At 59.8% G+C, this 11,052-nt stretch carries 5 protein-coding genes and 1 pseudogene; all 6 read right to left on the minus strand.

The annotated features are described in order from the left end of the window. Positions 1 to 367: 367 nt before the first annotated feature. Entirely contained in the window at positions 368 to 697 is a 330-nt protein-coding gene (locus M3I53_RS34285) for a GGDEF domain-containing protein (protein ID WP_309249567.1), read from the minus strand. A gap of 62 nt (positions 698 to 759) precedes the next feature. Continuing rightward, positions 760 to 1,941: pseudogene (locus M3I53_RS34290) on the minus strand (cache domain-containing protein); the annotation flags it as partial. Between the two features lie 162 nt (positions 1,942 to 2,103). Further along, positions 2,104 to 4,476: an EAL domain-containing protein gene (locus M3I53_RS34295; protein WP_254320221.1), complete on the minus strand. Its 2,373-nt coding sequence runs from the start codon at positions 4,474 to 4,476 to the stop codon at positions 2,104 to 2,106. Positions 4,477 to 5,825: 1,349 nt separating this feature from the next. Next, positions 5,826 to 7,019: an IS91 family transposase gene (locus M3I53_RS34300; protein ID WP_254320222.1), complete on the minus strand. Its 1,194-nt coding sequence runs from the start codon at positions 7,017 to 7,019 to the stop codon at positions 5,826 to 5,828. A 6-nt stretch (positions 7,020 to 7,025) separates the two neighbouring features. Next, a complete protein-coding gene (locus M3I53_RS34305; protein WP_254320223.1) occupies positions 7,026 to 7,904 on the minus strand; it encodes a site-specific integrase in 879 nt (292 codons plus the stop codon). Between the two features lie 1,791 nt (positions 7,905 to 9,695). Then, a complete protein-coding gene (locus M3I53_RS34310; RefSeq protein ID WP_254320224.1) occupies positions 9,696 to 10,715 on the minus strand; it encodes an IS110 family transposase in 1,020 nt (339 codons plus the stop codon). Between the last annotated feature and the right edge of the window lie 337 nt (positions 10,716 to 11,052).

Here is an 11,052-nt window from a genome sequence, read left to right on the forward strand (position 1 = left end):
CGCGACTAGCTGCCGCTCGCACGCGAGCCTGTATCGGAGCGAAGGATGGAGACGAGCTTCACCGAATCGCAGAAACAGCTAGACGGTAGGCCAGAGTCCGGAGACGCACCGTACCTGCGGATGGAGCAAATGGTTACGATACCCTGACTATTACGCGGATGTTCTCTCTGGTCGGCTACCATCGCACGCCAGCCGCATTAACACAATCAAAGGACACGTCGAACGCGCTAGCAAAATTAATGAACATCCGTCTGTCCCTACGTTGCTCGAACGCGACGCTGGCAAACTCGGCGCTTCGCCCCCCGCTTCTTTTAGCGCGGACTATCAGCGCATTTTCTGCCTTCGGCCAAGTTTAGCGCCCGGATCACTACGGCGTTCTGCGCGCTTTCCTCGGCGGACCGAGTTCAGCAGCCGTCCTGACCTGGTTCCGGCCGTTAGTCTTTGCGTAATAGAGGGCCTTATCACCTTGGCGGAGTACTGAGAACGCATCACCGCCCAGTCGCGAATAGCCCGTGGCGCAACCGATGCTGACCGTGACCAGACCGAAGGCGCTGCCTGCGTGCGGGATGTTCGTCGACGAGATTCTTTGACGCAGCCGTTCCGCAAGCCCGCGCGCACCGTCGAGTGGCGTGTCGGGCAGGATGATGACAAACTCTTCGCCGCCATAGCGCACAGCCAGGTCACCGGGCCGAAGCACAATCGATGCAATGCAGTCGCAACTGCGACCAGCGCGTCGTCGCCTTTTGCGTGTCCGTATGTGTCGTTGTAACTCTTGAAACTGTCAATGTCGACGAAGAGGACGGACAGAGGCGTGTTGTTTCGACGTGCCCGCCGCCATTCTTCGTGGAGCCTGCTGTCAAGCACCCGCCGGTTGTGGAGTCCCGTCAGCGAGTCAGTCCCGGCAAGGCGAACAAGTTCCGCCTGCGCAGCCATCCGCTCACGCAAAATCAAAGCAAGCGTCCATGAAAGGGCGATGATGATAAGGCCAAACATCACCGTCAGCGCCCCAACGACAGCGCTACGCTTGCGCCACGCGTGAAGGACATCCTGTTCGGCGGGGGCGACGGCCACGATAAACGGCGTGCCAGCTACATGGGTGTAAGTGATAATCCTGCGGACGCCGTCGATGTGTGACGTCGCGGTGTACGAACCAGCCGTCTGCGTTGCCCGCACGGGGAAGGCACCCGGCACTCGGCGTCCGATGACGGCTTCGGCCAACGGCTTGCGGGCGAGCAACGTTCCGTCGTTCATCACTATAAAAGCTGAGCCGGCAGGCCCGACACTGACTTTTTCAAGCAGAGACTGGAAGTAGTCCGTATGAAGCGCCACTACCGCGACTCCGGCGAAAGAGCCGTCCTTCCCATCTATGCGCCGCGTCAGGGTCACCGAGCAATTTCCATCGCGTAGCCGCGAGTAGTAGGGGTGAGAAATAAACAGACCGGCAGAGGCGCTGCGTTCATGCGTGCGGAAATAGTCCCGGTCTTTGAAAACGCCGGGGTGAGCAGCGTTGTGGTCGCCGGCGGCGATGATGGTACCCGTAGTGTCCATCAGAAAGGCGCCGCCAAGGTACTGGGCTGTCGTCGTCCTGTCGAACAGCACGTCGCGCCGGAGTGCAGCTGGAAGAGCCATGACAGACGGTTGCTCGGCACGGTCCGCCATGGCCTGAAGCGAAAGGTTGACCAGTTCGACGTTGCGGGCGATGTCGCCACTGATGACTGATACAACATTTGCCGATGTTTCAAGCGCATGCTCGAGAGCCGCCGCGCGCCCATCGTACATGGTCGAGATGGAAAGGCTTGCCATTAAGAGCGAAACGACTGTACCGACAAGACCTGCGAGGCAGGGGAAGTGCGAGAACAGGCGGCCCACGCGCAGCGGGACGCGGATTTTTCGGCGCGCAAGCTTGGCTTTTGCGGGCGAGCCTGGGCGCTTCTCTTCCATCAAAACTTGCTCATTTCGAGGTCCGCGATATGTGCCACAGGACCGGGTGATTGGGTTACCGGCATTCGCCAGTCAGTTCATGTCGTTCAGTGTCGCGAACGACGCAGAGATAACATCGCACGGCTCCGGTCTACCGAGCAGATAGCCCTGGATTTAACATACTCAGCGCTGCGGCATCGCTACCTGGTATTGTGAACCCGCAAGGCTGTCCGCATTCATGGGCTCCGTCAGGAGGAACCCCTGAACATAGTCGCAGCTTGCGTCGCGCAGGATGTGCAATTGCTCCATTGTTTCTACACCCTCAGCCGTCACCTTGATGCCGAGCTCGTGGGCCATCTCGATAATGCCGCGGACAATCGACGCATTCGCCTGGTCGCGACCCAACCTGGCCGTAAAACAGCGGTCGATCTTTACCGTGTCTGGCGAGAAATCGGCGAGATAGCGCAGGCTCGAGTACCCGGTCCCGAAATCGTCAATGGCAATGCGTACCCCAAGGCGCTTGAGCGACATCAAGGTCTCCTGTGCCAGAGTGGGGTTTTCCATCAGCGCGCTTTCCGTCAGTTCGACTTCCAGGCAGCGCGGCGGCAACTGATACTTGCGCAGCCCGTTATCGATAACCGTGACAATAGCGTCGTCCCGGAGTTGACGCGCTGATACGTTCACCGACATGCAAAGACGTTTTTGTCCGGCGGCTCTCCATTTGGCCAGCTGCGCGAGGGCCGCGTCCAGTACCCAAGCGCCAACGTCGACGATGAAGCCGCTTTCTTCCAGTATCGGGATGAAGCTCCCTGGTCCCACCATCCCCCGCGTTGGATGATTCCATCGAACCAGCGCCTCGAGGCTTTTCACTGCCAGCGAAACCGGTTCATGAATACCCTGAAAATGAAGGACGAACTGTCCGGCTGCAAGCGCCGTGGGTAGCCCGCGCTCGAGTTCGAAGTCTCCGAGGACATCGCTGACGGCTTTGTCGGCGAACCTGAAACCGTTACGGCCACCTTTTTTTGCTGCATACATCGCGATGTCGGCGCTTGTGAGAAGCGCTTCGTGGTTCCGGCCGTGGTCCGGATACAGTGAAATTCCGATAGAAGCCGTGACGAAGGCCCCGGCGGTGTCTTTCCGCGCTCCGCTGTAGAGTACCTCGAGCAGAGACTTGGCCAGGGTCCCTAACGTGGCCCTGTCGCTCACGCCGCTCACGATCACCGCAAACTCGTCTCCCCCCAGGCGCGCTACGCATGCATCCGCGGGAAACGTTTCCTGGATGACCTTCGCGATGTCCTTCAACATACGGTCGGCGGCCGTATGGCCGAGGGTGTCGTTGAGAACCTTGAACCGGTCGAGGTCGATGAACATGAGGCCGAAGGCGACCTCCTGCTTGCACAGCGCCTTCATCTGCCGGATGAGGGCGCCGCGGTTGGCCAAACCCGTCAGTGCATCCGTGTAGGCCAACCGGTTCAGCGCTGTGAGGCGTTCATGCTCTACCGTGACGTCCTCGCTAATACCGACAAAGCGCACAACACTTCCCGAATCGTCGCGGACCGGGTATGCGGTGCTTTTGATCCACCGCAGGCAACCGTCGGGGCGGCGGATCCGATACTTGAAGCTCCCTTCGGCTGATCCTTCGACGATGCGGCGCATTTCTGCGAGCAAGGGCTCAAGGTCATCGGCCAGCACCAGGTCGAGCCAGGCGGTGGGGGCGCTGTGCAACAGTTCGGGCGAGATACCGAAGACGCGTTCAACGCCGGAGCTGACGTGATAGAAATGCTCGAAGCTCGGGCTCGACGAGTAGAACACCAACCGGACATGAGACTCCATCTCATGCATCAGTTCGTTCTGTTCGCGCAGTGTTTCCAATAGCGTGCTTTGCCGCGTGACGTCTTCCGAAGCGCAAAGCAGTGCGACCACCGCGCCGTCATCACCAACGACTGGCGTGAGCGTCGAATTCCACCACTTGGGGCTTCCTTTGGTGGTTGCGCAGCTTCCGGTAAAAGATGTGCTCCTGCCTGCGAGGGCGTTAGTCCAGGCCTCTGCGGCTGCGGACTGGTGTTCGCCGGTCCAGAAGTTGAGCCAGTCCGCGCCGTCGAGTTCTTCAGGGGACTCTGCTTCCATCAGCGCGGCGCCATGCTCGGATACGCGTAGCACTTTTCCATCCGTATCGAGTACCTTCAGGCAGTCACGATTCGCGTCCAGCAGCCCGCTTGCCAGTGCAATAGCGGCAGACTCCCGCGCGTGGTCGGCACCGAGCTTTCGACGAACAACGGCGAGCGCGGCAACACCTACTGCCATGGACAACGCGAGACGGTACGTATCGACGGCCTGATTTGCCGCCTGATATGCAACAGCACCGATGCCGGTTCCCGCAGCAATCGCAACGGACAGGCTTGCAAACGGCAAAGGCTTGCGTTGAGCAAACCGGGAAAGAAAAAAGGATAGAAACTGCTGATTCCTGGCGGCCTGGCCGCCAGCTGTTGCGCGAGCTTCGCCCTGGGATCGAGTCGAATCCCATATCTGATGGCGCCACGCTGCTTTGAATCTCACGCTGTTCTCCGACTACTGTCCGGGCGGCGGCGAGGAACGTCGCACCGCCGCGCAATGAGCTATAACGGTTCACTTTTAGCCGACGAAGCATCGCCGGTTGACCGCGCGACCGCGGCGATCTCGCGAATACGTAGGTTCTGTTGGCATCCCGGAAATCGCCTACATATTTGCCCTCCGTTTCAGGCTTGACCGGGTTCATCACCTGACGGAAAGCGAGGCGAAGAAGCAGACGCTCGCCACCCTGCGCGAAGGGCGTAGCGCCTCGCGATGCTGGTGGAGATGTCGCCTGCCTCCTTGGGCGCGCGTTCGCGTTCTTCAATGCGCGCATAACGTGTCTGGTACGCGCAAAAACGCGCGGAGCAGACTACAAACGCTAGCGACAGGACCAACGGAATCCACAGCTTTTGACCGAATGAAAGACTTCTCACTGTTTTTGTCCTTCGAATGCAGAGGATGGACGGCTCAACGACAAAATGAACAGAAGCTTGAGGGTATAGCTGCCATCAACGTTTCTGATACCCGGATTGTGTATTCCCAAGGCTGACAGTCTGCGACCGCGCAGCGGATGATTGGGAACCGTAGGGGCCGTTCTCCGCACCGTCCATAACAGGCTCGCGCTGCAAAACATCCCTCGCGTTAGCCCTCGCTTGCAGGGTTTGGGCGCATGTCGAGCCGAGTCGCCTGAGGCCCGGACGTGGCGGACAATTGCATAGTTGACCGGAACCCCGATTCTTAGCGTGAAGCGTCGCGCACGACGTCCCGCAGCGGAGCCTCTTGCGGGCAGTCCCGGCGAAGTTTCTGAGTCTGATCGCCGTTGCGCATCCGGGCACTGGCAAGGGCTAATCGACTCAACCCGTTCGCCTCGTGGGTCGGAGCCATCGCGTGCGTTGCCGCCGTTTGCCAGCTGCATGTGCTGCGAAGAAGGGCGCCCCGGTATTCGCCGCATCGTTCGATCTCGCTACCGCGATGAGCGACCCGATGAGCCCGGTCAATCCGTGGAAGGGCCGCTGGGGGTCGCGTGCCGCCGATACAGTCAGGGGAGGCTGAAGCTGCACATGCAAATTGCATAAGTCGGCACCCGGCCAACAGCTGCCTGGCACAGAAGCGCACATAGGGGCACTCGACCGTCGGCTCAGGAACCGACACCTGCCATGTGATGCAAGGCGTACTAGTCAATCTGTGTCGGAGTCCTTTCTGAACGTCACGTAGATGCAATCTCACCTCCCTCGCTATGGGAACTCAACGCAAGTGGGGCCCGCCGGAACGGTAGCAGGATGAACACCGGCGAGGCGCAATCTTAAACAGTTACCAACTAACGATCTCATCAAGCCGCGGCATGCGTTCGTGCCTCATTGCTGGCAGGGTGGTGCCCGCGGCGGCGCGCCAGGCAGGAGGTATTCGATGCAGACCATGTGACCGTCTTTGCAGACCGGACAGTCGCGCAGTGACCGGCCGGTCAGCTGTACATAGCGGTCGCGGTAGTCGGGTCGGAGTGTCGTTCGGGTTTCGGGGAGCGGCGCGTCAAGCAGTCGGCAACATGTGGACAGGCTGGTCTCGCGCAGCCGGTTGATGAGCAGTCCGTAGTGGCGAATTCGTTGTAGTCCGTGCGGCAACACGTGCAGCAGGAAGCGGCGTAGGAACTCGTAGGCGTCGAGACGCATCACGTGTGGTCGGTCCGGATGGCGGTAGTCCTTCCAGCGAAACGTGACGTGCCGATCGGTCTGACTGACGAGGCGGTTGTTGGAGATCGCGACGCGGTGTGTGTAGCGGCCGAGATAGTCGAGCACTTGTTGGGGACCACCGAATGGCTCCTTGGCATAGACGACCCACTCAGTTCGTCGCAGGCCGGACAGATAGCGGGCGAATTGGCGCGGCTCAGACAGGTGGGCCAGTGACGAGAAGAAGCCGAGTGCCCCGATATCGAAGGCGTGCTGCAAGCGCTCGAGGAACAGCCGGCGGAATAGGTGCGAGAGAACCCGCACGGGCAGGAAGAAGCCGGGCCGGCAAGCCACCCAGCGCGTGCCGTCGGCAGTCAGGCCACCGCCCGGGATGACGCAGTGCAGATGCGGATGGTGGATCAGGTTCTGCCCCCAGGTGTGCAGCAGCGCAATGAAGCCGATCGTGGCACCGAGGTGCCGGGGATCTGCCGCTATCGTCTGCAGCGTTTCGGCTGTTGCCTGGAACAGGATGTCGTAGACGACACGCTTGTTCTGGAATGCGACGGCCGCGATCTCTTGCGGAACGGTGAAGACGACGTGGAAGTACGGCACGGGCAGCAGATCTGACTGGCGACGCTCGAGCCATTGTGCCCGGGCGAGCGACTGGCACTTCGGGCAGTGCCGGTTGCCGCACGAGTTGTAGGCGATGCGCTGATGTCCGCAGGTGTCGCACTGCTCGACGTGGCTGCCCAAAGCCGCAGTTCGGCATTGCTCGATGGCGCGCATGACACGATGTTGCTCGCGGTCGAGCGAGTCGGCGTGCAGATGCCGGTATGCCGGGCCGTGGCGGCGCAGGATGTCCGCCAACTCCAGCGGGGCCTTCATCGCGGTTCAGACGTGGTCAACCGGCGGTTCGGGTGAAGCATGCGGTGACCTTGATGGCAGCCGGTCGAACGGGCTAGTCGCCGCGCAGATCGCGCTGGTCGCGACCTTCAGGTAGCGCGCCGTCGTGGCCAGGCTGCGATGGCCCATCAGCAACTGGATCAGGCGCACATCCGCGCCGGACTCGAGCAGGTGCGTCGCAAAGGCATGGCGCAAGATGTGCGGGGTGATCGGCTTGGTGATACCGGCACGGCGACGTGCGTCATGGCACGCCTGTCGCACCACGTCGGCACCGACGGGTTGATCCGGGAAGCGGCCGGGAAACAGCCAGTACTGGGGCCGGCCGATACACCAGTAGCTGCGCAGGACCTCCAGCAGCCGTGGCGAGAGCATTACGTAGCGGTCGACGCGCCCCTTGCCCTGCTCGACACGCAGCATCATGCGCTGGCTATCGATATCGCCGACCTTCAGCCGGGTGGCTTCCGAGATGCGCAGGCCGGCGGCATAGGCTGCGATCAGCACGGTACGGTGCTTGACGCTTCGGATCGCTTCAAGGAACCGGGTGATCTCGTCCTGACTGAGGATCACCGGGAGTTTGCGCGGTGTCCGCGGTATCGGGAGTTCTTCGACGGCCCACTCGCGTTTGAGTGTGATGTGGTACAGGAAGCGCAGTGCCGCGGTGGCCACCACCAGCGTGCTGGGGGAACGCCGCTGGACTTCAATCAGATGGACTTGCCAGGCGCGCACCTCCTCCGGCCCCAGCAGTTCGGGGGAGCGCCCAAAGTACCTCGCAAAGTTGCTCACCTGCTGGAGATACACGCGTTGCGTGTTGGCCGCGACGTTGCGCACGCGCATATCCTCGATCATGCGTCGACGTAGGGGTGTCATGGTGGACTCCGCTCTGAGTGGTGACGGCAGCAAACTGCACTGCCATGGTCCCATTCGAACGGAACCGCCCTTCGGATGATCCCGGAGCCGATGCCGCTGGCCAACCGCCTCCTCCCGCGTCAGCGGGTTAGTTCAATCTTTCTTAACTTGAGTCCGATACGCACATCGAATCGAAAAAATGCGATCGATTCTATTCAAAATTACATAGAATAACGACATACCACTTACGTTAATCGCGATATTATGTGTGACTCACGAAAATTCACCGCAGAATATTTTAATAGTAGTACGTATAGATCATATGACTGAAAGATCGCGCTTCGAGTCTCGGGACGCTGATATCGCAACCGTGCATCACCTGACACCTGTATATTTTGCGGAACCCCTTAAGCGTGGCGGATGTCGCTGACAAACTCGGCATTCCAGATGCATGCGGCCGAACATCATGCGAAGGCAATTCGCCGCTGCGTTCGCGAACTACAGAAGAACGGGTTGACGGCGCTCGATAAAGCACGGATGGAGCACTGCTAAACACTCCAACGGTCGGGGCCCTCGCCAATGATTCGGAGAACGTCCAATTGTTTGTCTTGACCGCGGATTGGACGGCAGCGTGCGCGCGCGAATCCATACCAGCCACTCCATACTGTTTGGACATGCGCGGGCCGCCTTTTTCCTTGACTGATCTCGATGTGGACCGATTTGGAGAACGGGCTGCGACTACCCCCAGGAAGCCAAAGTACAAGCGGCTTGCTAAAGGGAGGGACCCTGTTACGCGGATCTCATTGCGCGATTGTATGGAATTTGGCAACCGAAGGGCCACCCCCTCGCCATACACTGCACGAGCCTCATGGCACCCGAAATCGTCGCGGCCTTCGAGCATTTATCGCTCCAACGACTCGCGGACAAAGGCTGCCTACCTGTCGAATCGAAAGCGCGGAAACGACGTTTGAGTCGATGGAGTACCTGATCATGAAGTCGCTATTTCTAGTGATTGGTGGAAGCGTACTGCTTTCCATGGGCAGCTTAGCCTACGGTCAGTCCGCTACCCCGGCATCGCCCTCTCAGCAACCCATGCCCGATCAACCCGCAGCCACCAACGCATCGGGACAATACCAGTCCGACGCTTCACAGGGCGGAGCACCAATGGGAACATACGGAGCGGGTACGTCCCGTGGAGAACGGGATCCACGAACCGGTGCCCTCTGCATCACCGGCTTGTCCTGCGACATCTATAAGGGCAATTGACGCGCATATGGACCGAATGCGCCCCTGTGACGCACTGCTACTGCGCAGGATCTCCGAAGTGCGCTGGGCGTAGGCGAAGGGGCGCACCGTTTATAGCACTTCCTCGGCACCGAACCCGGCACATCCTGCGCGTCCGCACGGCGCGCACGTCCGTTGCGCTCGCAGCGGACCTTGCTCATTTTCCCACGCCGTTTGCTTCCCATCATCGCTGGACATTGCTGCCAAATCGTGCATCCAGATGCTGATATGACTTTATATGAACGCCTCCCTTTTGCGAGGCTTTTGTGTGCTCCGACGTCACCTAGGTTTGGCTGCGGCTTTATATTCGGCCTCATTGCAGCCTGACAGGCTGCAGGCCCCGATGAAATCCGCTGACTCGCCCCTCATTTCCCGTAAGAGCTCGGAGCTCCGAGTCATATGCAGGTTTAGCAAGTCACGGTCTGACCTGGTTCGTCATCACACTCAATTGCCAACGCAACCTTTCTGTTCAAGTTGTCTTCCAATAGTGGGAGAGTAGACGCGCTCTCCGTGTGGTCCGGCGAGCGCTCACGCAGGTTTCACGCTCATGAAGCTCTCTTCGTATGGCCGATCATGGGCAAGCATCGCCCAGATTGTCCGGGCCATCTTGTTTGCCAACGCTACAAGTACTACGTTGGGTGGCCGCCGTTTCCCGATGCGTTCGACCCATGCTCCTGGGTCCTTTGAGTTATAGAGCACACCGCGAGCGCCGTGAATCAGAAGGGTCCGCAGATAGGTATCGCCCCTCTTGCTGATTCCCAGCAGGACCACCTTGCCGCCGGAGCCCGTTTGTCGGGGAACCAAGCCGAGCCAAGCCGCGAATTCGCGGCCTGGTCTGAACGACTTTGGGTCTCCCATGGTCGCAACCGCCGCGGTCGCCGTGAGCAGGCCTACGCCGGGTATGGCAGCAATGCTCTTGCTCGCCTTGTCCTCTTTCATCCACGCCCGCAAACGTCGCTCGATCGTGGCAATCTGTTCATCAAGCTTGCTCAAGCCGTTCCACTGCTCTCTGAGTGTGTCGATCAGTACTGCCGGCAATCGCTCGGCGACTGTTGCCAGCACTATCGGCATGGCCTTATCGAGCGCACAGCGACCTTTTCCCATCACCTCTCCGTATTCGGCGAGCAAACCCCGCAGACAGTTCACTTGCATTGTGCGGAACTTGACCAGTTGTTGCCGCATGCGATGCAGCGCCAGCACGGACTGCTGACCTTCGGTCTTTACGGAAACCGCTTTCCCCGGCTGCTGCACCGCGAGCCAGATTGCACGCGCATCGGCCGGATCGCTTTTGTTGCCGATATTGAAGGCTTTGACGAATCTGGCCGCCATCAGCTTCACTTGGTGGCCCATATTCGCAAGTTGTCTCGCCCAGTGGTGCGCTCCGCCACATGCTTCCATGCCGATCAAACAAGGTTCTCGGTTTGCGAAATGCTCGAGGAACTTTGCCCGCTTGACACGTTTGCTGACGATTTCACCGGAATTCGGGTCGACCCAGTGCACCTGAAAGATGTTTTTGGCAATGTCCACTCCCACTGGCGTGAGTTTCATAACATCCTCCGATTGATGATCGGTTACCGTCGCAAGAAACCACCATGCTTTGTAGCTTTGACGGTAGGTGGGAGGCGTTCATTCCATTTCCGCGTGTCAATCGGGATCGTTTTTGCCTGTTTGAGTTGCACGCAATCTGAATTTCCTGAGGGCGGCGTAGCAGTAAATCTCGACGGTGAATCACGCTGATATCCGCGGGTTGGGTACCGCATTACAGTGGTCCGTCCGATGAGCCTGCCGCTATCTACTGACGCAAGTCGGATGAGATCCGTTGCCTAGCATCTCCGCGGGTTACTCGTATGCCGGGCTACGCCGCCTTCAGGAAGCTCGTTCTCCA

The organism is Paraburkholderia sp. CNPSo 3272 (assembly GCF_024206495.1).
Lineage (GTDB): Bacteria > Pseudomonadota > Gammaproteobacteria > Burkholderiales > Burkholderiaceae > Paraburkholderia.

Bases quoted from the DNA above. Each gene is read 5' to 3' on its own strand.
- M3I53_RS34305 (WP_254320223.1), bottom strand. From the start codon at position 7,904: ATGACACCCCTACGTCGACGCATGATCGAGGATATGCGCGTGCGCAAC.
- M3I53_RS34300 (WP_254320222.1), bottom strand. From the start codon at position 7,019: ATGAAGGCCCCGCTGGAGTTGGCGGACATCCTGCGCCGCCACGGCCCG.
- M3I53_RS34310 (WP_254320224.1), bottom strand. From the start codon at position 10,715: ATGAAACTCACGCCAGTGGGAGTGGACATTGCCAAAAACATCTTTCAG.